The organism is Paraburkholderia sp. J63, assembly GCF_905220245.1.
Taxonomy (GTDB): Bacteria; Pseudomonadota; Gammaproteobacteria; order Burkholderiales; family Burkholderiaceae; genus Paraburkholderia.
In genome coordinates, this window is the sequence record NZ_CAJMZF010000008.1 from 221,121 (window position 1) to 245,111 (window position 23,991).

Here is a 23,991-nt window from a genome sequence, read left to right on the forward strand (position 1 = left end):
CGCCTCGTGGCGTATGTTTCAGCGCTGCGCGTAGATCGCCTGATTGACGACGTTCTCCAGCCGCTCCTGCTGGCCGCTCGCATGCTGCGGATTGAAGCCGTGCGCAATGGCATCGGCAGCCAGCGACGAAAGCGAATAGCCGCCGGCGAGGATCTTGCGGCCGAGCTCGGTGTCCCAGCCCGCATAGCGCTGACGCTTGAACTGCTCGAGGCGATCGTTCTCCACCAGCACGGCCGCGCGTTCGAGCGCGAGGGCGAGCACGTCGATCGCGCCTACGTGGCCGTAGAACAGGTCTTCGGGATCGGCGCTCTGCCGCCGCACCTTCGCATCGAAATTCATACCGCCCGTGGTGAAGCCACCGTGGCGCAGAATCTCGTAGAACGCCAGCGTGAGCTCCTCCACGCTGTTCGGGAATTGATCGGTGTCCCAGCCGTTCTGCGGGTCGCCGCGATTGGCGTCGACGCTGCCGAACACGCCGAGCGCATAGGCCATCGCGATCTCGTGGTGAAACGAGTGGCCCGCGAGCGTGGCGTGATTCGCCTCGATGTTCACGCGAATTTCGTTTTGCAGTCCGTATTGAGTGAGAAAGCCGTGGACCGTCGCGACATCGTAGTCGTACTGGTGCTTGGTGGGCTCCTGCGGCTTGGGCTCGATCAGCAGCGTGCCTTTAAAACCGATGCGCTCCTTGTGCTCGACCACCATCGAGAGAAAGCGCGCGAACTGCTCGCGCTCGCGCACGAGGTCCGTGTTGAGCAGCGTCTCGTAGCCCTCGCGGCCGCCCCAGAGCACGTAGTTCTCGCCCCCCAGCCGGTGCGTGGCGTCGAGCGCGTGACACACCTGCGTGGCCGCATAAGCGAAGACCTCGGGGTTCGGATTCGTGGCCGCGCCCGCCGCGTAGCGCGGATGCGAAAACAGGTTTGCCGTGCCCCAGAGCAGCTTCATGCCGCTCGCCTGCTGCTTGCCGGCCAGGTAATCTACCATGCGCGCGAAGTTTTCCTGGTAGTCCTTGAGGTCTTTGCCTTCGGGCGCGACGTCGGTGTCATGGAAGGTATAGAACGGCACGCCGAGCTTCGTGAAGAACTCGAAGGCCGCGTCGGCTTTCTGGTGCGCGCGCTCCATCGCGTCGCCGGGCTGCTGCCACGGTCGATGAAACGTGCCCTGGCCAAAGATGTCGACACCGGGCCACACGAACGTATGCCAGTAGCACACCGCAATGCGCAGGTGCTCTTCGAGCGTCTTGCCGAGCAGCTTCTTGCTGCGGTCGTAGTGGTGGTAGGCGAGCGGATTGTCGGATTGCGGACCCTCGTAGCGGATCGCGGGAATAGCTTCGAAACAGGACATGGCGTCTCCCATCCCATGCAAAACCATCATGTTGCGGCGCAACGGCGCGTGCCGTGCGATCTGACGCCATACTGCCCGCTTCGCACTTCGGGCGGCAATTACGAAATTGCGCGATCCGCGTAACGTTTCCTGCCAGCAATCCGGTGGGCACGCGCGCGCGGCACGCTCCCGGCCTAAAATAGCCGGACGCTTAAAAGCCCGCGCGCCGCTGCGCCGCGAAAACCGCCCGTGCAGCACGCCCATTCGCACCTGAACCGGAGACACCTGCGCCTGCCGCAACGCGAGCAGGCGCAGGCCAAAACGAACCGCATGCCATGACCCGTGCTCCCGCTCCCCAGACAGCGCATCGCATCGCGCTGCTCTTCAACGCGAACAAGGTGTACGACCGCGAGATCATCGCGGGCATCGGCCATTACCTGCGCTCGACGCGCGTCGCGTGGGACCTCTTTCTCGAAGAGGACTTCCGCTGCCGGCTCGCGGGCCTCGAGCGCTTCGACGGCGACGGCATCATTGCCGACTTCGACGATCCCGCCGTCGCCGACGCGCTTGCGGGCTGCCCGCTGCCCGTGGTGGCGGTCGGCTCGTCGTTCGACGATACGGCGCAGTACCCCGCCACCCTGCCCTATATCGCCACCGACAACCGCAAGCTCGTCTCGCTTGCGTGGACGCATTTGATCGGCGCGGGGCTGCCGCATCTCGCCATGTACAGCCTGCCTGTTGCACCGGAGAATCGCTGGGCGCAGGAGCGCGAGCGGGCCTTCACGGCGCTCGCGCAGACAGAGGGCGTTCAGGCGCCCGTCTATCGCGGCCTCGCCACGAGCGCGCCGTCCTGGAACCAGGCCATCGAGCAATTGAGCGCATGGCTTCACGCGCTGCCCAAGCCCGTCGGCGTGATCGCCGTGACCGATGCACGCGCGCGGCATCTGTTGCAGGCCTGCCTGATGCACGGTATCGCGGTGCCGGAACAGGTGGCGATCATCGGCATCGACAACGACCCACTCACGCGCACGCTCACACGCATCCCGCTTTCCTCGGTGATTCAGGGCACCGAGGAAATGGGCAAGACGGCGGCGCATCTGCTGCATCAGATGCTGGGCGGTGCACGTTTTCCGGGACGACGCATTCTGGTTCCGCCCGTCGGCATCAATGTGCTGGAATCGACCCGACATGAACCGCTGTCGAGCCCGCACGTGATGCGTGCACGACACTTCATCCGCCAGTACGCGTGCCAGGGCATCAAGACCGAGCAGGTCGCCGATTACGTGGGCATATCGCGTTCGTCGCTGGAAGAATATTTCCGGCGCGAACTGCACTGCACCGTCCACCAGGAGATCCTGCGGCACAAGCTCGACGCGGCAAAGGCCATGCTCACGAGCCGCGACGCATCGAGCGCCGAAGTAGCTATCCGCTGCGGCTTCACCTCGCTCCAGTACATGTACGCCGTGTTCCGGCGTGAACTGGGCTGCACGCCGCGCGAATATCAGGACAGCGTGGCGCCCCCCGCCGCTCCGGCTTCGCCCGCTTCTCCTCAAGCGCCCGCCTGAGCGGCCAGGACCGGACCACGGCCCTTCCGATTCAAGACTTCCGACTTACGCCACATGAACCGAATCGCCCAATTGAGTTCCGAGCCCTGGGGTGCGCTGCCCGGCGGCGACGTCTGCCGGCTCTACACGCTGCGCAACGCTCAAGGCATGAAAGTGCAGATCAGCGACCTCGGTGCGACGCTGGTGGGCTGGCAAGCGCCCGACCGCGCCGGCCGGCTCGCCGACATTCTGCTGGGCCACGACACGCCCGCCGCCTACTACACGGCCACGACCTACATGGGCGGCCTGATCGGCCGCTGGGCCAACCGCATTGCCGGTGCGCGCTTCACGCTGGATGGCATCGACTACACGCTCGATCGCAACGAGAACGGCAATTTACTGCATGGCGGCGCAAACGGGTTTCATCGTGCGATGTGGCAGGCCGAAGACGATCGTGGCGCGCTGCTGCTGCGCCTCGATTCGCCCGAGGGCGACGGTGGCTTTCCGGGAAATCTGAGCGTGCAGGTGCTCTACACACTCGACGACGACGGCACGCTCACGCTCGACTACGAAGCGCTCAGCGACGCGCCCACGCCGCTGAACCTCACGAGCCACGGCTATTTCAATCTCAGCGGCGAGCCGGGCTCCGAGATTCGCGGCCACATCCTGACGATCGACGCCGATACGTACCTCGAAGTCGATCCGCGAATGATCCCCACTCGCATGGCCGACGTCCGCGGCACCGCCTTCGACTTTCGCCAGGGCGCGCCGCTCGGCGCGCGGCTCGAATGGCCTGATGCACAGCTCGCGTTGGCGGGCGGCTTCGACCACTGCTACATCGTGCGCGATGCCGCTCAAGAGGGGCGTGCGCCGGCCATGCGCACCGTGGCGAATGTCTACGATCCCGGCAGCGGGCGCGAACTCACGGTCGCCACCAACCAGCGCGGCCTGCAGTGCTATACGGGAAATCATCTGGAAGGTCAGCCGGGACGCCACGGCGCCCCATGTGTGCGCCACGGGGGCCTATGCCTGGAAGCGGGAGGATTCCCGAACCAGATCAACATGAATGCACCGGACTGCAATGAAGTGGTATTGCGCCCCGGCGGCACTTACCGCCAGATCACGCAGTACAAGGTCGGCGTGCGCACCTGAAGCGAAGTGCAGGCGCGGACAGACGCGCCCGACCTGCACCCAGGTTCCTGATTATCAGGAAACCTTATCGTACTGATACACGCCGCGGCCGGTCTTGCGACCGAGCTGTCCCGCCGCCACCATCTCGCGCAAAAGCGGACACGCACGATACTTCGAGTCGCCGAAGTCCTTCAGGAACACGTCCATCACGGAGAGACACACGTCGAGGCCGATCAGGTCCGCGAGCGCGAGCGGCCCAATCGGATGATTCGCGCCGAGCTTCATGCCGGCATCGATTTCCTCGGCGCTCGCGACGCCTTCGGCGAGCACGAAGAACGCCTCGTTGATCATCGGCACGAGAATGCGGTTCACGACGAAGCCCGGCGAGTTCTTCACAGCGATGGGCGTTTTCTCGAGACGCTGCGCGAGCTCGCGCACGGCCTCGGCCACAGCCGGGCGCGTCTGCAGACCGCGAATGACTTCGACGAGCGGCATCATCGGCACCGGGTTGAAGAAGTGCATGCCGATGAAACGCGCAGGATCGGCAAGCGTCGTCGCCAGCGCCGTGATCGAAATGGACGAGGTGTTCGAAGCGATGATCGCGTCGGGATGCGCGGCGGCTTCGATCTGCTTGAGGATGCGCGCCTTGAGTTCGGCGTTCTCGGTGGCCGCCTCGATCACGAGGTCGGCGCTGCCAAGACGCTGGTAGTCGGTGCTGGTCTCGATGCGTGCGAGCGCCGCGTCGCGCGCGGCCGCATCGAGCTTGCCCTTCGAAACGAGCCGCTCGAGGCTGTGCGTGAGCGTCGCCACGCCTTTGGCGAGCGCCGCGTCCGTCACGTCGATCATCATCGTCTTCAGGCCCGCCACGGCCACCGCCTGCGCGATGCCATTGCCCATGGTGCCCGCCCCCACGATCCCAACCGTCTCGATTGCCATGCCTGCTCCTCACTGTCTTGTCCGCGACGCCGGTGCATCGCCGATGAAAAAACCGGCCATGCAGTGCACGTGGTGCACTGCATCATGAACCGACAGTGTAACGGGTTGTGAAGGCAGACCGGAACCGGCACGTCGGGGGGTGCACGATCATGCAGCTCCCCGCCCACTCCGGACAAACGTGTGACGAACGCGACTCAGAAGTTGTACTGCAGGTAGATTTCGCTGAAGTTCAGGCCGGGATTCGGCGTCTTAATGTCGGCGTTGGAGATGTGCTGAAAGCGAAAACCGGCTTGATAGTTCTGGTGCTCGCCGAACTGCGCGCCAATGCCGACCATGTCCGCGAACTGGAACGCCGTTGACAAGGTGCGATCACCGGTGAGCTGCACGTGCGAAAGCATCCGCACACCCACGCCCGCCTCGAAGTACGGCCGGATCCATCCGCTGTCCTTGATGATGCGGAACACCGGCGTCACGCCGAATTCCCAGATGTTCGGATGCGAGGCGCCGTTTTCCGTCAAATCCCAATAGGCGACGTGCCCCTCGCCCACCACGGTGAAATGAAATCCCGCGAAATGCCACCACTGGAGCCCGGGGTCCCAGACCAAACCGAGGTCGAGTTTCTTCACGCCATAGCCCGCGATGCCCGGCCCGAACTGAATGCCGAATTGATCCGCGTGCGCCCCTGCTGCTCCGAAGGCCAGGAAGGCTGCGCATGCACAGCGCGCCACCCGGACCTGCCAGCCCGATCTTCTTTCTGTCATGAATATCCCCGGCAACGAACGACACTTCACGACGCGACTTTTGAACAGCGGCTTTCCTTTGCGACACGCATTGGCCCTGTAGCACCATTCCGTTCGGGGATGGACGCCGCAAAAACCTTGCCTGTCAAAGGAACATTTACCAGAACCCGAATGCGACGATCAACCGTTTGCAAATGTATCGTGCACTGTGCCACCCAGTTTAGTCGCGAATTCGTTGTTCTGCTTATCGCGGGGCCTAAACACTCGAGCTTGCCTGACTCAATGCTTTCAGCACAATACATCATGCCTTCAGTCAAGGTGGATAAGGTTTTAACCGGCAGCTTTTACTTGGCAGCAAGGCACTGGCTTTAACGCTTTTACCAACGCAAGCGCATTAAATCCCATTCATTGGTATTCAATGCTTTTCGGCTAAAGAGATTGGCGCACTGGTGCACTCGATCATATGAATCTGCCGGGCTTCCTTTGCGCGAGACGTCGCGTTGCACGACGCCATATCGTTGTGCGCACATCGAATGCGCGCACAACGATCACAACCACACTACGCCGGACGCACTTATTGCTTGGCGCCCGCACTGCCCTCCCGGGAGCCCAGACCCGGCAGACGCTTGACGAAGCCGGTCGCGAGCGAGGTGCCCACTAGAATTGCGGCACACGCCTCGATCATGCCCACCGATACGTGCTCGCGAAGAAACAGCGCGCCCCAGAGGATGCCGAATATCGGAATCACGAACGTCACGGTAATCGTGCGCGCGGGACCGATCGCGGCAATCAGGCGGAAGAACAGCAGATACGCGACGCCCGTGCACGCCACACCGAGACACAGCGCCGCGCCCCACGCGTGCAGGGAGACGGCCGCGTGCGGCCAGGTGGCCAGCGCGAACGGCGCCAGCACGACGGCGGCTGCCGTCATGGTGCCGGCGGCCACGGTGAGCGGATCGACGCCGGTCAGATGCCGCTTCGTGTAGCTCGCCGCCACGCCGTAGAGCGCGGCCGCACAGAGCGCTGCGGTGGCCGCGAGCGCGGTGGTCGCAGTGCTCGCGCCGTCGCCGGCGTGCGTGGCGATCTGATCCCAGACCAGCGCGAGCACGCCCGTGAAGCCAATGACAAGGCCCGCGATGCGCAGTCCGCTCAGCCGGTCCTTGAGCCACAGATACGCGACCACGGCGCCGAACAACGGCGTGGTCGCGTTGATCACCGAGGTCACGCCCGCGGAGAGCGTCAGTTCCGCCCACGCGAAGAGGCAGAACGGCGCGGCCGAATTCAGGATGCCGACCACAAGCAGCGGCCACGCGCGCTCGCGCAACGCGCCCAGCGCCTCGCGCGGCGAGCGCCTCGAGAACAGCACGATCAGCAGAAACAGCGCGCCGATGCCCACGCGCAGCGCCATCAGCGGCGCCACGCCCAGATCGGTCACGCCGACACGGATAAAGAGGAACGATCCACCCCACAGGGCGGCGAGAAAAACAAGCTGGGCTAGTTCGATCGGATTCATGGAAGTGGCGCTGGCTATCTGGCCTGCAGGTGGTGTGCGGTGCCCGTATCGTGTGGCCTTGTGAGGCGTAGCGAGAAAACCCGGGAAACACCTGCGCATCGGCGATGCGCGTAACGGAAGGTACAGCACCGGCGGATAAATACTCATCGTAATGGGCGCGGCGCAACCCTCTTAACGAATGATTCTCATCGATATGTGAGAAAAATTAACACCGAATCTTGCGCAGTCATTGGCGGGCGGTGGGCGCGCAGAAAAGAAAAAACCCGCACAGCCAATGACTGTGCGGGTTCTGTTCTGGTCGGGGCGAGAGGATTTGAACCTCCGACCACCTGCACCCCATGCAGGTACGCTACCAGGCTGCGCTACGCCCCGAGAGCTAGAAAGTATAACAGACCCTTTCTCTAATTAGAACCACCTGAATCGCAATTCTTCGCAACGACGCTTGAGCGAAGGATCTCACTGCCCGAGCAGGTCGATCACGTGCAGCAACTCCTTGCGCAACTGATCGACGTCAACCATCGCCCTGTTGCCCTGCGCGACGCTCGTCTCAGCCGCCTCGCCCGGCGCCGCTTCCTCACCGCCCGCACCTGGCGAATCGAGCCGGTTGCGCGCGCCGTTGATCGTGAACCCCTGCTCATAAAGCAGTTCGCGAATGCGCCGGATCAGCAGGACTTCGTGATGCTGATAGTAGCGGCGGTTGCCGCGCCGCTTGACCGGCTTCAGCTGCGTGAACTCCTGCTCCCAATACCGCAGTACATGGGGCTTCACTCCGCACAGCTCGCTCACTTCGCCGATCGTGAAGTAGCGCTTGGCGGGGATGGGGGGCAAGACGACCTTTTCGATTGTCGATGTCATCGCCGGGTTGCCGTCGTGGTGGTTGCGCAATGTGGCGTCGCCGCCTGGGTCAGGTGTTGCCAGTCACGCCCGCTGCATGCTCACCCGTGCGGGCCTCTCGCGGGGTCTACCGCGCCTGATGCCTTGATCGACGAATCAGCGCGTGAAGCTTGCCTCAGCGCCGCTCTCGACCAGGGCCTTGAGCTTCTGGCTCGCGTGGAACGTCACCACGCGTCGCGCAGCAATGGGAATCGCCTCCCCGGTCTTCGGGTTGCGGCCCGGCCGTTGCGGCTTGTCGCGCAACTGAAAATTGCCGAAGCCCGAGAGCTTCACGCTGTCGCCGCTTTCGAGCGCGTCGCGAATCACTTCGAAGAACGCTTCGACCATGTCCTTGGCCTCGCGCTTGTTGAGCCCGACATTGTCGAACAGCAGCTCCGCGAGCTCGGCTTTGGTCAGCGTGGGCGTGTCGTTCGTGGCGCTTGCCGACGAGGCAGGGATGTCGCGAATCATGGCGCTACGCTGTGCCGCAAGAAGGGCTTCGAAATCACTCGAGTTCATTTCGTTCATCTATCTATGAAATGGCGCGCTTCCGGTTGCCGGGGTGACTTGCAACCTCGCAAACCGGAAGCCGATGCTGGTACGTGATGAGCCGTGGAGCTTATCCGCGCAACCGGGCGCCAAACACTCGAGCCAGGCGATCCACCAGGGACTTGATGGCCGTATCGACCGTTTCGTCCTGAAGAGTTCCGCCAGTATCTTGCAGGGTCACCCGGAAGGCAAGGCTTTTCTCGTCCGCGCCAAGTCCGGAAGTATTTGATTTTGCACGAAATTCATCGAACAACGCAACCCTCTGGACAATCTTGCAGGACTCGTCCTGCATGCCCTTCTGGAACTCGTCGAGCAGCGCCTGGACCTCGATCTTTTGATCGACGACAAGCGCAACGTCGCGACGGACCGGCGGGAATTTCGAGACTTCCGACGGTGCGGGCAGTTCGCGCGCCATCAGTGCGTCGGCTTCGACTTCGAACAGCATCGGGGCATGAGGCAGGTCATACTTCTGCATCCAGCGCGGATGCAGCTCGCCGATCCAGCCCACGGCGCGGCCATCGACTTCGATGCGCGCACTACGACCCGGATGCAGCGCCGGGTGCTCCGCCTTCACGAAGCGCGGCGCTTTTGCCGGGCCCAGCGACGCGAACAGCGCTTCGAGATCGCCCTTCACATCGAAGAAGTCGACGCCACGCGCGGGCGCGCCCCACTGCTCCTCGAGCGCGGGACCGTAGGCGAGCGCACCGATCATCTTCGGTTGTGCGAAACCTTCCACCATCATCTCGCCGGCCTTGATCGACGGATCGTGCAGGAACACGCGGCCCGACTCGAACACGCGCACGCGGTCCGCGCGGCGGTTGAGGTTGTGGCGCAGCACGTTGATGAGGCTGCCGAACAGCGTCGTGCGCATGACCGAGAGCTGGCTCGCGATCGGGTTCAGCAGCTTCACGGGATTCGCATTGCCTGCGAAGTCCTGCTCCCACTCGGCGTCGACGAAGCTGAAGTTGATCGTCTCGGCGTAGTCGCGCGCGGCCAGCGCATGACGGATCGCGTGAACCGAGCGGCGCGTTTCGTTCGTTGCACGCATTTCGCTGCGCGCCACGGGCGGCCGCGCCGGAATCCGTTCGACGCCATAGATACGCGCGACTTCTTCGATCAGGTCTTCTTCGATCTCGATGTCGAAGCGGTACGGCGGCGGCGTCACGCTGAAGCGCTCGTCGCCCGCATTGTCGACGCTACGCTCGAACGTGAGGCCCAGTCGCGTGAAGATTTCGGCGATTTCATCGGCGCCAATCTTCACGCCGATGATGCGGTTCGCACGCGCGACGCGCATCGTCACCGGCGCGCGCTCGGGCACGTTCACGGTCTGGTCGTCGATCGGGCCAGCAACGCCCCCGCAAATATCGAGGATCAGTTGCGTGATGCGCTCGATGTGCTCGACGGTCGTCGACCAGTCCACGCCGCGCTCGAAGCGGTGGCCCGCATCGGTCGAGAAGTTGTAGCGGCGCGAGCGGCCACGGATGCTGTCCGGCCACCAGAACGCGGCTTCGAGATAGATGTTCTTCGTGTCGAGCGAGACGGCCGTGCTGTCGCCGCCCATGATGCCCGCGAGGCTTTCGATCTCGCGCTCGTCGGCGATCACGCCCACGGTCTCATCGACTTCGACGGTGTTGCCGTTGAGCAGCTTGAGCTGTTCGCCCTGCTTGCCCCAGCGCACGTCCATCGAGCCGTGAATCTTGTCGAGATCGAACACGTGCGACGGACGGCCCAGTTCGAGCATCACGTAGTTCGAAATGTCGACGAGCGCCGAGATGCTGCGCTGGCCCGAGCGCTCGAGGCGCTCGACCATCCAGGCCGGCGTCTTCGCATGCGCGTTCACGCCGCGGATCACGCGGCCCGAGAAGCGGCCGCACAGGTCCGGCGCCGAGATCTTCACGGGCAGCGTTTCGTCGAGCTTCACTTCGACCTTCGGGTACACGGGCGCCTGCAGCGGCGCACCGGTGATCGCAGCCGTTTCGCGCGCGATGCCGTACACCGAAAGACAATCGGCCTTGTTCGGCGTGAGCTTGATTTCGAAGACGGTGTCGTCGAGGTTGAGCGTCTCGCGAATGTCCTGGCCGATGGGCGTGTCTTCGGGCAGGATCATCAGCCCGCTATGGTCTTCCGAGAGCTTCAGCTCGCGCGCCGAGCACAGCATGCCCTGGCTTTCCACGCCGCGCAGCTTCGAGAGCTTGATCGCGAAGGGCTTGCCGCCCTCTTCCGCGGGCGGCAGCTCCGCGCCCACGAGCGCCACCGGCACCTTGATGCCGGGCGCCACGTTGGGTGCGCCGCAGACGATCTGCAGCGTCGCGCCAGTGCCGGCGTCGACCTGGCAGACGTTGAGCTTGTCCGCGTCCGGGTGCTTGACGACTTCGAGCACGCGGCCCACGACGATCTTCGAAGTGGGCGGCGCGGCCGGGCGCAGGCCTTCGACTTCGAGGCCGGCCATGGTGAGCGCGTGGGCCAGTTCATCGGTCGTGAGCTTCGGATCGACAAAGCTTCTCAGCCAGGATTCGGGGAATAGCATTTCGTTTTACGTTCCAGACAGATTGAGACCGTCGCGGGGCGTTTTCTCGCGCACTGCCTTAGTGGCATAAGGTGCTGCGTGCGCCCCGCGAACCGCGGATGCCGTGCGTGGCCTTCGGGCTTTAAGCGAACTGGCGCAGGAAGCGCAGGTCGCCTTCGAAGAACAGGCGCAGATCCTGCACGCCATAACGCAGCATCGTGAGGCGTTCGAGGCCGCTGCCGAACGCAAAGCCGATATAGCGCTCCGGGTCGAGGCCCATGTTGCGGATCACGGTCGGATGCACCTGGCCCGAGCCCGAGATCTCGAGCCACTTGCCCGCGTTCTTGCCCTGCTCGAACATCATGTCGATTTCGGCGGACGGTTCCGTGAACGGGAAATACGACGGACGGAAGCGCACCTGGATGTCGTCGCGCTCGAAGAACTTCTTCAGGAAGTCCGTGTAGACGCCCTTCAGATCCGCGAAGCTGATGTTCTCTTCGATCCACAGGCCTTCGACCTGGTTGAACATCGGCGAGTGGGTGGCGTCGCTGTCCACGCGATAGGTGCGGCCCGGCACGATCACCTTGATCGGCGGCGTGTGCGTGCGCGCGTAGCGCACCTGCATCGGGCTCGTGTGCGTGCGCAGCAGCAGTTGACGGCCGTCGGCGTCCTTGCCGTCCACGTAGAACGTGTCCTGCATCGAGCGCGCCGGATGGTTTTCCGGGCTGTTGAGCGAGGTGAAGTTGTACCAGTCGGTTTCGATCTCGGGACCGTCGGCCACGTCGAAGCCGATCGAGCCGAAGATCTGCTCGACGCGCTCCCACGTCTGCATCACCGGATGCAGGCTGCCGGTGCCCGTGCCACGACCGGGCAGCGTGACGTCGATCGCCTCGGAGGCGAGGCGCTGATTGAGCAGCGCATCGGCAAGCGCCTGGCGGCGCGCATTGAGCGCGGCCTCGACCTGCTGCTTGACGGCGTTGATGCGCGCGCCCTCGGTCTTGCGCGTTTCCGGGTCGAGCTTGCCGAGGCCCTTGAGCAACTCGGTCAGCGCGCCCGATTTGCCGAGAAAACGCGCCTTTTCGTTTTCAAGCGTGTTGACGTCGGGGGCGCAAGCGAACGCGCCTTGCGCGTCGGCGACAATCTGGTCCAGATCCATTGATCCCATCTTTTCAGCGTCAGTGTTTGAGACTTGAGTGGCGCAGGAAGCGTTTCACCAACAAAAACGGGGCTCGGTGAGGAGCCCCGTTTTTGTTGCAGCATCACCGAGACCACCGGACGCTGCTGCAACGAACCTGCGCAATACCTTGCTTAGGCAGCGACGGCGGCCTTCACCTGCTTGACGATCGCAGCAAATGCAGCCTTGTCGAACACAGCCATGTCAGCCAGAACCTTGCGGTCGAGTTCGATCGACGCCTTCTTCAGGCCGTTGATGAACACGCTGTAGGTCATGTCGTGCTGACGCACCGCCGCGTTGATACGCGTGATCCACAGTGCGCGGAACACACGCTTCTTGTTGCGGCGATCGCGGTAGGCGTACTGGCCTGCGCGCATGACCGCCTGCTTGGCGATGCGATAGACGTTATTGCGACGGCCGCGGTAACCCTTGGCCAGGTTGATGATCTTCTTGTGACGGGCCCGTGCGGTAACCCCACGTTTGACTCGAGGCATGAGTAGCTCCTATGAGTTGTCGGTTGAGGATTACGCGAACGGCATCATTGCGCGGACGGACTTCACATCGGCTTCGTGAACGGCCGTTGCACCACGCAGATGACGCTTGTTCTTGGTGGTCTTCTTGGTCAGGATGTGACGCTTGAAGGCTTGACCGCGCTTGACGGTACCGCCCGGACGGACCACGAAGCGCTTTGCAGCGCTCTTCTTGGTCTTCATCTTCGGCATGACGACTACTCCATTATTTGATGGACATGGGTGTGCGGCTGGCTCCGGCACATGCGTGCTTCGCCCTCAAACCGCCCTTCGAAACCCACTCCACTTGTTTTGGCAGCTGGCTGCTTTAAAAAAACAAGCTTGCCGCCGCTTTCAGGAAAAACGCCCGTTTGCCGCACTGCTCGTGCGGCGCGCGGGCGCCGTTCCGGAACCTGCTTCCCGCCTTCTTCGCACCACCGCGAAGAAAACGTCTGACAAAATCTGTGTACCGCTGTGACCGCCGCGCATCGAACGACGCGCGGCGCGCCAATCACTTCTTCTTCTTGGGCGAGAGCACCATGATCATCTGGCGCCCTTCCATCTTCGGCATCTGCTCGACCTGACCGACTTCGTCGAGGTCGGTGCGCAGGCGCTCGAGCATGCGCATGCCGATTTCCTGGTGGGCCATTTCGCGGCCGCGGAAACGCAACGTGATCTTCGTCTTGTCGCCATCTTCGAGGAAGCGGACGAGATTGCGCAGCTTGACGTTGTAATCGCCGTCGTCGGTACCCGGGCGGAATTTGACTTCCTTGACCTGGATGACCTTCTGCTTGAGCTTGGCCTCGTGCTGCTTCTTCGCCTCCTGGTACTTGAACTTGCCGTAATCCATCAAACGGCAGACCGGGGGCGCCGCCTGCGGGGCAATTTCAACCAGATCGACGTCCTGTTGTTCCGACAGGCGGAACGCATCGGCCAGCTTTACGATTCCGAGCGGCTCATTGTCGACTCCGACGAGACGCACCTCGGGTGCAGTAATTTCACCGTTGATGCGATGCGGCTTATCCGTAGCGATGTTACGTTTCCTCTAAAAATTAAAAAAACGAGCCGCGCTGCCAGGTGGCTTACTTGAACGTCTTGACGTCTTGCGACAGACGCTCAGCAAACGCATCGACGGGCATGACACCCAGATCGACACCGCCACGGGCACGCACGGCTACCGTTTGTGCTTCACGCTCCTTGTCGCCGACGACAAGCAGGTATGGGACCTTCTCAAGCGTGTGCTCGCGTATTTTATAGCTAATTTTCTCGTTGCGCAAATCGGCCTGAACTCTAACCCCTTGTTTTTGCAACGATTGGGCCAGATTTGCCGCGTATTCGGCCTGACTTTCCGCGATATTCATCACAACAGCCTGTACTGGCGCGAGCCAGGACGGCATTGCACCAGCATGGTGCTCGATCAGAATACCGAGGAAACGCTCCATCGAACCGAGGATGGCGCGGTGCAGCATGATCGGGCGGCGGCGGCTGTTGTCTTCCGACACATACTCGGCGCCGAGGCGCTCCGGCAGCACCATGTCGAGCTGCAGCGTGCCGCACTGCCACGAGCGGCCGAGCGCGTCCTTGATGTGGTACTCGACCTTCGGACCATAGAACGCGCCCTCGCCCGGCAGCTCTTCCCACTGCAGGCCGCAGGCCGTCAGCGCTTCGCGCAAGCCCTGCTCGGCGCGGTCCCACGTCTCATCCGTCCCCGCGCGCGAATCCGGGCGCAGCGAGAGCTTGATGTCGATGTGATCGAACCCGAAGTCCTTGTAGACGCTCATCGCCAGCGTGTTGAAGGCGATCGATTCGCTGATAATCTGGTCTTCCGTACAGAAGATATGTGCGTCGTCCTGAACGAAGCCGCGCACGCGCATCAGGCCGTGCAGCGCGCCCGACGCCTCGTTGCGGTGGCACGAGCCGAATTCCGCGTAGCGCAGCGGCAGGTCGCGGTACGAGCGCAGGCCGTGGTTGAACACCTGGACGTGGCCCGGGCAGTTCATCGGCTTGATCGCGTAGTCGCGCTTTTCCGACTCCGTCGTGAACATGTTTTCACGATAGTTCTGCCAGTGACCCGACGCTTCCCAGAGCGAGCGGTCCATGATCATCGGCGTCTTGATCTCGTCGTAGGCCGCCTCGCGCAAACGGCCGCGCATGTACTGCTCGACCTGCTGCCAGAGCGTCCAGCCCTTCGGGTGCCAGAACACCATGCCCGGCGACTCGTCCTGCATGTGGAACAGGTCGAGTTGCTTGCCGAGCTTGCGGTGGTCGCGCTTTTCGGCCTCTTCGAGCATGTGCAGGTACTGGTCCTGGTCTTCCTTCTTCGTCCAGGCCGTGCCGTAAATGCGCTGCAGCTGCTCGTTCTTCGAGTCGCCGCGCCAGTAGGCGCCCGCGACCTTCATGAGCTTGAAGACCTTGAGCTTGCCCGTGGACGGCACGTGCGGGCCGCGGCACAGGTCCGTGAAACCGCCGTGCGAATAGAGCTTGATTTCCTCGGCGCCCGGGATCGATTCGATGATCTCGGCCTTGTACTTCTCGCCGATGCTCTTGAAGTAATCGACGGCGTCGCCGCGCGAGACGACGCGGCGCGTGACCGGCTCGTCCTTCTTCGCGAGCTCCTGCATGCGCCTTTCGATCTTTTCGAGATCTTCGGGCGTGAAGGGACGGTTATAGGCGAAGTCGTAGTAGAAGCCGTTGTCGATGACCGGCCCGATCGTGACCTGCGCTTCCGGATAAAGCTCCTTCACCGCGTAGGCCAGCAAGTGCGCCGTGGAGTGACGGATGATGTCGAGGCCGTCGGCATCCTTGTCCGTGACGATGGCGAGCGATGCGTCGCGATCGATCAGCGTCGACGTATCGACCAGCTCGCCGTCGAGCTTGCCGCCGAGCGCCGCCTTGGCGAGACCGGGGCCAATCGAGGCCGCCACTTCGGCGATCGTGACGGGATGATCGTACTGTCGAACCGAACCATCGGGCAGACGTATCGCAACCATGTTTTTCTCCAGAAGTGCCGCGAGGGCACATCGTATCGTTCGTGGATGATCCTGGGCTCAGCGCCTGCGAGCAAAACCCCGCGGCGAAAAAAAATGCGGCCCCGCTTTCGAGGGGCCGCATTCACTTTTCAAACCAGATTGCAGGGCGAAAGAGGTCCTCGACTAGCGTCGTTCCGAAGTGGTTTCGGTCAACGTTCGCGGTGTCATAACCGTATTCGCCTATGGCGCTGAGCGCTTTACTGCATGAAGCTTCGCCGATACGCTGACGCCGCTTCGATTTCGTTGGTAGGCTCGATTGGACTCGAACCAACGACCCCCACCATGTCAAGGTGGTGCTCTAACCAGCTGAGCTACGAGCCTGAAGAAGCAAGATTGTATGTTGCCCCTGCGGACTTGGCAAGCCTTTTTTGCGGCGGGGCACAAAAGGCCTTGGAGGGGTCCCCTCGCCTTGTGCCTCAGACCTTGCGCGCCGCGCGCAGGACGCCGCCTACCTCGCCCAGCAACGCACAGGCACGCTGGATCTGCGCCGAATTCGAAACCTCGACCGTGAACTGCATGAATGCGGCATTGCGACGCGACTGCGTCTTCACGCCGATCACGTTCATCTTCTCGCGCGCGAACACTTCCGAGATGTCGCGCAGCAAGCCTTGGCGGTCGGTGGCCTCGATCGAGATGTCGACCGGATAGACAGACTGGCCGCGCCCGCCCATCACGTCGGCGGACCAGGTGGTCTGCAGCACGCGCTCGGGCGCGCGGCCGGCCATGCGCAGGAAGGTCGGGCAATCGCTGCGGTGAATCGACATGCCCTTGCCGCGCGTGACGAAACCGCAGATGTCGTCGGGCGGCGCCGGCCGGCAGCAACGCGCCAGTTGCGTGAGCAGCGCATCGACGCCCACCACGAGCACGCCCGACGAGCCGCCATGCGTCACGTTCGCGCCGCTCGCGCGCTTGGTGATCTGCTCGGGGGTTTCTTCCTCGGGCTCGGCGGCCGGCGCGTCGTGCAGCGCGTGCTCGACATTGCGCAGGCTGAACTCCTCCTTGCCGACCACGCTGAAGAACTCGTCCTGCGACTTGAAGCCGAGCTTGGCCGCGAGCTGATCGAGATTCACCGACGTGCGCCCCTCGCGCTGCAGCGTCTTTTCCACCATCGCGCGGCCGTTCGCGATGTTCTCCTGCGCCTCGATCGCGTTGAACCACACGCGCACTTTCTGCCGCGCACGCGTGCTGTGCAGATAGCCGAGCTGCGGGTTGAGCCAGTCGCGCGACGGCCCGCCCTCCTTCACCGCGACGACCTCGACGGTCTGGCCGTTCTGCAACTGCGTGTTGAGCGGCACCATCGCGCCGTCCACGCGCGCGCCGCGGCAACGATGGCCGAGCTCGCTATGCAGGTGATACGCGAAGTCGAGCGGCGTCGCGCCCTGCGGCAGCGCGATCACGCGCGCCTGCGGCGTGAGCACGTAGATATGGTCGTCGTCGAGCGTGGCCTGGCGCAGTTGCTCCCAAGGCTGACGGCCGTCGGACACATCGTCCTTCCACGCGAGCAACTGACGCAGCCACGCAATCTTCTCGTCGTAGGCGCTGCCCGCGCTGAACTGGCCGCCATAGCCCTTCGAGCCGGCCTCCTTGTAGCGCCAGTGCGCCGCCACGCCGTACTCGGCGAACTGATGCATCTCCTGCGTGCGGATCTGCACTTCGAACGCGCGGCCGTCGTCGCCGATCACGACCGTATGCAGCGAGCGATAGCCATTGGGCTTGGGCCGCGAAATGTAGTCGTCGAATTCCTTCGGCACCGGCTGCCAGAGGTTGTGCACGATGCCGAGCACCGTGTAGCAATCCTTGATATCGCGCACGATCACGCGAAACGCGCGCACGTCGTAGAGCTCGGAGAAGTCGATCTCCTTGCCGCGCATCTTCTTCCAGATGCTGTAGATGTGCTTGGGCCGGCCGCTCACCTCGGCTTCGATATGCGCGGAGGCAAGTTCGTGCTGCAACTGCGCGATGGCCTCGGCCACATAGCTCTCGCGCTCCACGCGCTTTTCGTCGAGCAGCTTCGCGATGCGCTTGTAGGTGGCCGGCTCCTCGAAGCGGAACGCGAGGTCCTCGAGCTCCCACTTCAGTTGCCAGATGCCGAGGCGGTTCGCGAGCGGCGCGTAGATTTCAAGCGTCTCGCGCGCAATCTCGGGCGCGGGCGTGACCTTGGCCGCCGCGTAATAGCGCAGCGACTGCACGCGCGACGCCAGCCGGATCAGCACCACACGGATGTCTTGCGCGAACGCCAGCAGCATCTTGCGCAGCGACTCCACTTGAGCGCGGCGCGCGGCCTGGGCGTCGCGCCCTTCGCGGCCGGTCTCCGGCACGGCGTTCTGCGCCGCTGCGCGCAGGCTCACGCTGCCGAGGCGCAACAGCTTGCGCACGTCGAACACGAGCTTCACGACCTCGGCGCCAAAGCGCGCTTCAAGCGTGCGTTCGGGGTCGTCGAGATGCGGGGCGATATTGAAGAGCGCCGCCGCCAGCACCGCGGGCGGATCGACGTTCAGGCGGCTCATGATCGACGCCGTGCCTTGCGCATGCTCGACGAGCGGCTCGCCAGTGGACAGGCGTGCATCGCCCGCATGCTCGCGCACGAACGCAAGGGCGTCGTCGAGCGACGGGAGCGCGGCGCTCGCGGAGGCTTCGGCGGAAACGGGAGGTACGGTGTCGCTGCTCATGAGACGGCGCCCGCCGGCGTACCGGACAGGCTGCAAACTACGATAAAACGATGCGAACGAACGGCTGCGCTCAATCGCGCTGCGCGGCCACCACGACGATTTCGACGAGGCATTCCGGATTGGCAAGCTTCGCTTCGACGGTCGCGCGCGGCGGCGTGGCGCCCTGCGCCACCCACTTGTCCCACTCCGCATTCATGCCGGGGAAGTCCTTCATGTCGGCGATATAGATCTGCACCGAAAGCAGCAGCGACTTGTCGCTGTTCGCTTCGCCGAGCAGGCGGTCGATGTGGCCGAGCACTTCGCGCATCTGGCCACCGATGTCCTGCTTCGTGTCCTCGGCGATCTGGCCCGCCAGATAGACCGTGCCATTGTGAATGGCGGTTTCCGAAAGACGCGGGCCGACGTGGTGACGAATGACTGCCATGTAGATTCCTGTTGAAGTTGAATGTCTGGACGCGCCCGCCTCGCTGGCGCCCCAGCGCCCTGCAAGCCTTCGTGAGGCGCGGGCGCGCCGGAAAATCCCAATATTATGACCCGCCGACAGCCTCGCCGGCGAAGAAACGCCGCGCGATCTCGATCTGGTCGGCCGCAAGAAATGCCGGCGCATGGCCGACACCCGCGATCTCGACGCTCGACACCTGCTGGCCGGTCTCGACCATCTTTGCCACGGTCTCGCGCGCGAGCAGATCCGAGAGTTCGCCGCGCACCGCCAGCACCGGCCCCTTGAACGCCGCGAACGAGCGCCACAGGAACTGTTCGCCCTGCTCGTTCTGTTCGGGCGTGACGCCCTTGAAGCCTTCGGAGATGCGCGGGTCGTAACGGTAACGCCATGCCCCGTCCACCTCGTGCAGCAGCGGCGTGTTGATCTCGCGCCATTCCTGCGCAGTGAGCGGGCCGAACGACGACGCCAGCAGCGCCGCATTGTCGATGCCTTCCTGCAGCGAGCCGAAACGCTCGTCACGCCCGACGTAGTCGCCAATGCGCCCGAGCGCCGCCGGCTCGATATGCGGACCGATGTCGTTGAGCAGCATGCGGCCGATGGGCGCCTCGGGCAGCCCCGCGAGCGCCATGCCGATCAGGCCGCCCATCGACGTGCCGAACCAGTCCACCTGCTCGACGCCCGTGCGCGCGATCAGCGTGACCATGTCCGCGACGTACTGCGCGACGCCATAGCCGCGCGGATCGACGAGCCACGACGAGAGCCCGCGCCCCACGACGTCGGGACAGACCACGCGCCAGGTGCCGGCCAGCGCCGCCGCGAGCCGGTCGAAATCGCGGCTCGAGCGCGTGAGGCCATGCACGCAGACCAGCACGCGCGGATTGGCGGGGTCACCCCATTCGGTGTACGCCACGCGGTGCAGCCCCGAAGGACTGAGGCACTGGACATATTGCTGACGCGGCACGGCAGACGTTTCGGTCATCGCTCAAGTCTCGCTGGTGGCACCCGTAGGCAGTGAGGCCATTGTAAACGGCTTTGCCGCACCGGACCGCCGCGCACGTCGCCGCCAGGCGCGCAATGAAGCGCATCGAGCGCCGATGGCGCCCGCGTGTGGCGGCAATGGCGCCATCCTCGCCCTGGCCATCCGGCGTATGCCGTTCGACCGAGGTTTCAAACGCACCCGATCGCGCAAGAATGGAGTCGTCCAAAACGCAAACGGGCGAGACCGAAGTCCCGCCCGCCTCCATCATGCTGCAGCCCGCAATTACCGCATTGCCGCGATCACTTCACCGCGCTCACGTCGAGCGGCGCGCCGGTCTTGGCCTGGATTTCATCGGCCGTCACGCCCGGTGCGAGCTCGGTCACCTTCAGGCCCGCGTCGCTCACCTCGATCACGCCGAGGTCGGTGATGATCAGGTCGACCACGCCCACGCCCGTGAGCGGCAGCGCGCACTTGTCGAGAATCTTGTGCTGGTCGCCCTTGGCCACATGCTCCATCAGCACAACCACGCGGCCGACGCCCGCGACGAGGTCCATCGCGCCGCCCATGCCCTTGATCATCTTGCCGGGGATCATCCAGTTGGCGAGATCGCCCTTCTCGCTCACCTGCATCGCGCCAAGGATCGCGAGGTTGATGTGACCGCCGCGAATCATCGCGAACGAGTCCGCCGAAGAGAAGATCGACGAGCCCGGCAGCGTCGTTACCGTCTGCTTGCCGGCGTTGATCATGTCGGCGTCCACCTCGTCCTCGGTCGGGAACGGGCCGATGCCGAGCAGGCCGTTTTCCGACTGCAGCCACACTTCCATGCCTGCGGGCACGTGGTTGGCCACGAGCGTCGGCAGGCCGATGCCGAGGTTCACGTAGAAGCCGTCCTGCAGTTCCTTCGCCGCGCGCGCGGCCATTTCGTCACGATTCCATGCCATGGTCGGTCTCCTTTCTCACTTGCCCGCGGCGCGCACGGTGCGTTGTTCGATGCGTTTCTCGGGGTTCGCGTTGAGCACGATGCGTTGCACGAAGATGCCAGGCGTATGGATCGCATCCGGATCGAGTTCGCCGTTCTCGACGATCTCCTCCACTTCCACCACGGTGATCTTGCCCGCCATCGCGCACATCGGGTTGAAGTTGCGCGCCGTGCGGCGATAGACCAGGTTGCCCGACTTGTCGGCCTTCCAGGCCTTCACGAGCGCCACGTCGGCCGTGAGCGAATGCTCGAGCACGTAGTGCTTGTCGCCGAACTGGCGCGTTTCCTTGCCTTCGGCGATGAGCGTGCCGAAGCCGGTATTGGTGAAGAAGGCCGGGATGCCGGCGCCGCCCGCGCGCAGCTTTTCGGCCAGCGTGCCCTGCGGCGTGAATTCGAGCTCGAGTTCGCCCGCGAGATACTGGCGCTCGAACTCCTTGTTCTCGCCCACATAGGACGAGATCATTTTTTTGATCTGGCGCGTCTCGAGCAACTGGCCGAGGCCGAAGCCGTCCACGCCCGCGTTGTTGCTGATACAGGTAATGCCCTTCACGCCCGAATCGCGCAGTGCGCCGATCAGCGCCTCGGGAATGCCGCAGAGCCCGAAACCGCCTACCGCGAACGTCTGTCCGTCCTTGACGATGCCTTCGAGCGCGGCAGCCGCGCTTTTATAGACCTTGTTCATCAGTGTGTCCCTTCCTCGTATGGAAATACGTTGATGCGCTTGTTCCGCTTATTCAGCTTGTTCCGCTTTGTTGTGCTCGCCAGTGCGCCGGGCGGCTCGTGCGGCCCCGCACGCAGGCGCAACGGCCGCCGGATGCCCAATTCTAGTCATCCGCCGGTGGCGCTGCCGTGAACCCGGCCCTGGCGCCGCGCGCGGCCCTCCAACGGTTGCCAAGCGTACGCTGGGCCCATGTTGCGGCACAATACGCAAAACTACATAAAGCCATACCCGTATCACGCTACCCGCCATGTCCGAACCCGCTACCGCCGCCACGGCGCTCGACTACCAGACCGCGTTCCATCTCGCGCCGATCGGGCTCGTGCTCGCGCGCGAGCGCATCATCGAGGACTGCAACGAGCAGGTCTGCGCCATTTTCCGCTGCCCCCGCGAGGCGCTCGTGGGCCAGTCGTTTCTGGTGCTGTATCCGTCGGAGGTCGAGTTCGAGCGTATCGGCGAGCGCATTCCGCCGATCATGACGGCCCAGGGCAGCTACGCCGACGATCGCATCATGAAGCGCGCCGACGGCGAACTCTTCTGGTGCCACGTCACGGGCCGCTCGCTCGACCGCGCGGAGCCGCACGCCGCGGGCGTCTGGACTTTCGAGGATCTGAGCGCCACGCGGCGCGTGGCCGTCGAGCTCACGCCGCGCGAGCGCGAAATCGCGGCGCAACTGGTTACGGGCAAGACGAGCAAGCAGATCGGGAAGATTCTCGACATTAGTTCGCGCACGGTGGACATCTACCGCGCGCGGCTCATGCGCAAGTACGACACGGGCAACGCCACCGAACTGCTGCAGCGGCTGCTCGGGCATTGAAACCACGTCGAAGCGGCACGGATACCGCGCATTGAAGCGGCGCACGGGAGATGCGCGCCGCGAAGGAAGAGAATCAGCGCGCCTTAACGAGGGGCGCATTTTCGATGGTCGCGCGCAGGCTGTCGGGGATCGGCACGGACTTGCCGGCCGCGTAGTCGATCCAGACGCAGCGCGCATTGCCGCGCGCGTAGACGGTATCGGGCTCGTCCACGCGGCGCAGCTCGAAACCGGTATCGAAGCTGCTGCGGCCCGGCTGACCCACCGTCATCGTGCAAACGATGTCTCCCGGGTAGTGCAACTGCTTCAGGAACTCCATCGACGCGTTCACGATCACGGGCCCCTGCCCATTGCCCCGCTCCCGGCTCTCGCCGCCCACGCCCAGATGCTCGAACCAGGAGATCCGCACCTGCTCCATATAGCGGAAGTAGACCGTGTTGTTCACATGGCCGAACGCGTCCATGTCGCCCCAGCGGATCGGCATGGTCATTTCAAAAACGGGGTGGTACTCACTCATTGCACTGTCACTTCGTGTTACGCGGAGGCGCGAGTCTACGTCGAGCCGCAAATCGGCGCAGCGAAACCGGCCCACGCGTGCAAGGTTTGGGGCTCACGTCAGGGCGAAGCCATCGTCGGCGGTGATGATCGATCCGTTCATGAAGGACGACTCGTCGGCGGCCAGCAGCAGCAACAGGCCGTCGAGATCGGCGGGCGTGCCCACACGATGGCGAGGCAGCATCGAGACGAGCTTCTGGCCCTGCTCGGTCGCCCAGTGATGATGGTTGATCTCAGTGTCGATATAACCGGGACAGATCGCGTTCACGTTGATGCCGTGCCGTCCCCACTCGAGCGCCATGGCTTTCGTCATATGCACGACGGCCGCCTTGCTGATGGCGTAGAGGCCGATCTGCGGCAGCACGTTCAGGCCCGCCACCGAGGCGATGTTGATGATCCGGTACGCCGGCTTCGAGCCGCCACCGTTGCCGCGCATGATCATGCGCTTGGCCACTTCCTGGGCGACGAAAAAAGCGCCGCGCGTGTTGGTGTCGAACACGTATTCGAAGTCGGCGGGCGTGACGTCCGAGAGCTTCTGGGTGGTCGAGACGCCCGAATTGTTGACGAGAATGTCGATGGTCCCCGCCTCGGTCTCCGCATGCGCGACCGCCGAGCGAATGCTCTGGTAATCGGTCACGTCGAGCGAAACGACGTGCGCGGCGCCGCCGCCGGCCTCGATTTCCGCGCGCAGTTCCTTGAGACGCTCCACGCGTCGGCTCGCCAGCACGACCTTCGCACCGGCCTGCGAGAGCACCTGGGCAAAACGCTTGCCCAGACCGCTCGAGGCGCCGGTGATCATCGCCACCTTACCTTCCAGATTGATCGAACGGCCCATTTTCGCTTCCTGTTCAAGGATGAAAGAGCGCCGGAATGCACCACCGGCAGCGTGCCGGACAGGCCGGCATAAAATAGAACGGTCGTGCTAAAGTTGGCTCGTTGGGTTGCGGCCCGGGGAACGTTACCCGACAATACGAACCCGAAAAAAGTATTCTAATGGCAAGAGGAGCTTTG

General features: G+C 63.8%; 22 protein-coding genes and 2 tRNA genes. 3 read left to right on the top strand and 21 right to left on the bottom strand.

All coding sequences use genetic code 11. The features are described 5' to 3' along the window. Positions 1-18: 18 nt before the first annotated feature. Positions 19-1,341: a xylose isomerase gene (gene xylA, locus U5775_RS11900; RefSeq protein ID WP_322058331.1), complete on the bottom strand. Its 1,323-nt coding sequence runs from the start codon at positions 1,339-1,341 to the stop codon at positions 19-21. Positions 1,342-1,655: 314 nt separating this feature from the next. Between xylA and U5775_RS11905 the strand changes: the two genes are divergently transcribed. Together U5775_RS11905 and U5775_RS11910 are read left to right on the top strand one after the other, a co-directional pair. Next, positions 1,656-2,885 (top strand): DNA-binding transcriptional regulator, encoded by a 1,230-nt coding sequence (locus U5775_RS11905; RefSeq protein WP_322058332.1) that lies wholly within the window; start codon positions 1,656-1,658, stop codon positions 2,883-2,885. Between the two features lie 54 nt (positions 2,886-2,939). Beyond that, positions 2,940-4,016 carry an aldose epimerase family protein gene (locus U5775_RS11910; RefSeq protein ID WP_322058333.1) on the top strand — a complete coding sequence of 359 codons (1,077 nt, stop codon included), beginning with the start codon at positions 2,940-2,942 and terminating at the stop codon, positions 4,014-4,016. Between the two features lie 54 nt (positions 4,017-4,070). Here the strand turns inward: U5775_RS11910 and U5775_RS11915 are convergent, their stop codons facing one another. The 18 genes from U5775_RS11915 to U5775_RS12000 all read right to left on the bottom strand — a co-directional run bounded on the left by U5775_RS11915 (position 4,071) and on the right by U5775_RS12000 (position 21,575). Beyond that, positions 4,071-4,931 carry a 3-hydroxybutyryl-CoA dehydrogenase gene (locus U5775_RS11915; protein ID WP_322058334.1) on the bottom strand — a complete coding sequence of 287 codons (861 nt, stop codon included), beginning with the start codon at positions 4,929-4,931 and terminating at the stop codon, positions 4,071-4,073. Positions 4,932-5,125: 194 nt separating this feature from the next. Further along, positions 5,126-5,692 (bottom strand): acyloxyacyl hydrolase, encoded by a 567-nt coding sequence (locus U5775_RS11920; RefSeq protein ID WP_322058335.1) that lies wholly within the window; start codon positions 5,690-5,692, stop codon positions 5,126-5,128. Positions 5,693-6,245: 553 nt separating this feature from the next. Further along, a complete protein-coding gene (locus U5775_RS11925) occupies positions 6,246-7,184 on the bottom strand; it encodes a DMT family transporter (protein ID WP_322058336.1) in 939 nt (312 codons plus the stop codon). A gap of 295 nt (positions 7,185-7,479) precedes the next feature. After that, positions 7,480-7,556: transfer RNA gene (locus U5775_RS11930), tRNA-Pro, on the bottom strand. A gap of 84 nt (positions 7,557-7,640) precedes the next feature. Then, positions 7,641-8,039: a MerR family transcriptional regulator gene (locus U5775_RS11935; protein ID WP_322058337.1), complete on the bottom strand. Its 399-nt coding sequence runs from the start codon at positions 8,037-8,039 to the stop codon at positions 7,641-7,643. 135 nt (positions 8,040-8,174) lie between these two features. Next, complete coding sequence (locus U5775_RS11940; protein WP_028216809.1) at positions 8,175-8,585, bottom strand: integration host factor subunit alpha; 411 nt, start codon at positions 8,583-8,585, stop codon at positions 8,175-8,177. Between the two features lie 91 nt (positions 8,586-8,676). Continuing rightward, positions 8,677-11,133, bottom strand: coding sequence for a phenylalanine--tRNA ligase subunit beta (gene pheT, locus U5775_RS11945; RefSeq protein WP_322058338.1), 2,457 nt, complete (start codon positions 11,131-11,133; stop codon positions 8,677-8,679). 121 nt (positions 11,134-11,254) lie between these two features. Further along, a complete protein-coding gene (gene pheS / locus U5775_RS11950; protein ID WP_322058339.1) occupies positions 11,255-12,268 on the bottom strand; it encodes a phenylalanine--tRNA ligase subunit alpha in 1,014 nt (337 codons plus the stop codon). 152 nt (positions 12,269-12,420) lie between these two features. Beyond that, complete coding sequence (gene rplT / locus U5775_RS11955) at positions 12,421-12,780, bottom strand: 50S ribosomal protein L20 (RefSeq protein ID WP_004192938.1); 360 nt, start codon at positions 12,778-12,780, stop codon at positions 12,421-12,423. Between the two features lie 30 nt (positions 12,781-12,810). Continuing rightward, positions 12,811-13,008 carry a 50S ribosomal protein L35 gene (rpmI, locus tag U5775_RS11960; protein ID WP_028216806.1) on the bottom strand — a complete coding sequence of 66 codons (198 nt, stop codon included), beginning with the start codon at positions 13,006-13,008 and terminating at the stop codon, positions 12,811-12,813. 298 nt (positions 13,009-13,306) lie between these two features. Next, positions 13,307-13,828 carry a translation initiation factor IF-3 gene (gene infC / locus U5775_RS11965; protein ID WP_322058356.1) on the bottom strand — a complete coding sequence of 174 codons (522 nt, stop codon included), beginning with the start codon at positions 13,826-13,828 and terminating at the stop codon, positions 13,307-13,309. Between the two features lie 49 nt (positions 13,829-13,877). After that, a complete protein-coding gene (gene thrS, locus U5775_RS11970; protein WP_322058340.1) occupies positions 13,878-15,785 on the bottom strand; it encodes a threonine--tRNA ligase in 1,908 nt (635 codons plus the stop codon). 283 nt (positions 15,786-16,068) lie between these two features. After that, positions 16,069-16,145 (bottom strand) — tRNA-Val (locus tag U5775_RS11975). 95 nt (positions 16,146-16,240) lie between these two features. Continuing rightward, a complete protein-coding gene (locus U5775_RS11980) occupies positions 16,241-18,493 on the bottom strand; it encodes a bifunctional (p)ppGpp synthetase/guanosine-3',5'-bis(diphosphate) 3'-pyrophosphohydrolase (RefSeq protein WP_322058341.1) in 2,253 nt (750 codons plus the stop codon). 70 nt (positions 18,494-18,563) lie between these two features. Beyond that, entirely contained in the window at positions 18,564-18,917 is a 354-nt protein-coding gene (locus U5775_RS11985) for a RidA family protein (protein WP_028216802.1), read from the bottom strand. Between the two features lie 103 nt (positions 18,918-19,020). Next, positions 19,021-19,914 carry an alpha/beta hydrolase gene (locus U5775_RS11990; RefSeq protein ID WP_322058342.1) on the bottom strand — a complete coding sequence of 298 codons (894 nt, stop codon included), beginning with the start codon at positions 19,912-19,914 and terminating at the stop codon, positions 19,021-19,023. 299 nt (positions 19,915-20,213) lie between these two features. Continuing rightward, positions 20,214-20,855: a CoA transferase subunit B gene (locus U5775_RS11995; protein WP_322058343.1), complete on the bottom strand. Its 642-nt coding sequence runs from the start codon at positions 20,853-20,855 to the stop codon at positions 20,214-20,216. 15 nt (positions 20,856-20,870) lie between these two features. Beyond that, positions 20,871-21,575, bottom strand: coding sequence for a CoA transferase subunit A (locus U5775_RS12000; protein ID WP_322058344.1), 705 nt, complete (start codon positions 21,573-21,575; stop codon positions 20,871-20,873). 286 nt (positions 21,576-21,861) lie between these two features. On the opposite strand from U5775_RS12000, the gene U5775_RS12005 reads away from it, so the two are divergent. Then, positions 21,862-22,428, top strand: a complete 567-nt coding sequence (locus U5775_RS12005) for a PAS and helix-turn-helix domain-containing protein (protein WP_322058345.1) — start codon at positions 21,862-21,864, stop codon at positions 22,426-22,428. 73 nt (positions 22,429-22,501) lie between these two features. Here the strand turns inward: U5775_RS12005 and U5775_RS12010 are convergent, their stop codons facing one another. Next, positions 22,502-22,942 (bottom strand): thioesterase family protein, encoded by a 441-nt coding sequence (locus U5775_RS12010; protein WP_322058346.1) that lies wholly within the window; start codon positions 22,940-22,942, stop codon positions 22,502-22,504. 93 nt (positions 22,943-23,035) lie between these two features. Beyond that, a complete protein-coding gene (locus tag U5775_RS12015; RefSeq protein ID WP_322058347.1) occupies positions 23,036-23,815 on the bottom strand; it encodes an SDR family oxidoreductase in 780 nt (259 codons plus the stop codon). Positions 23,816-23,991 lie beyond the last annotated feature (176 nt).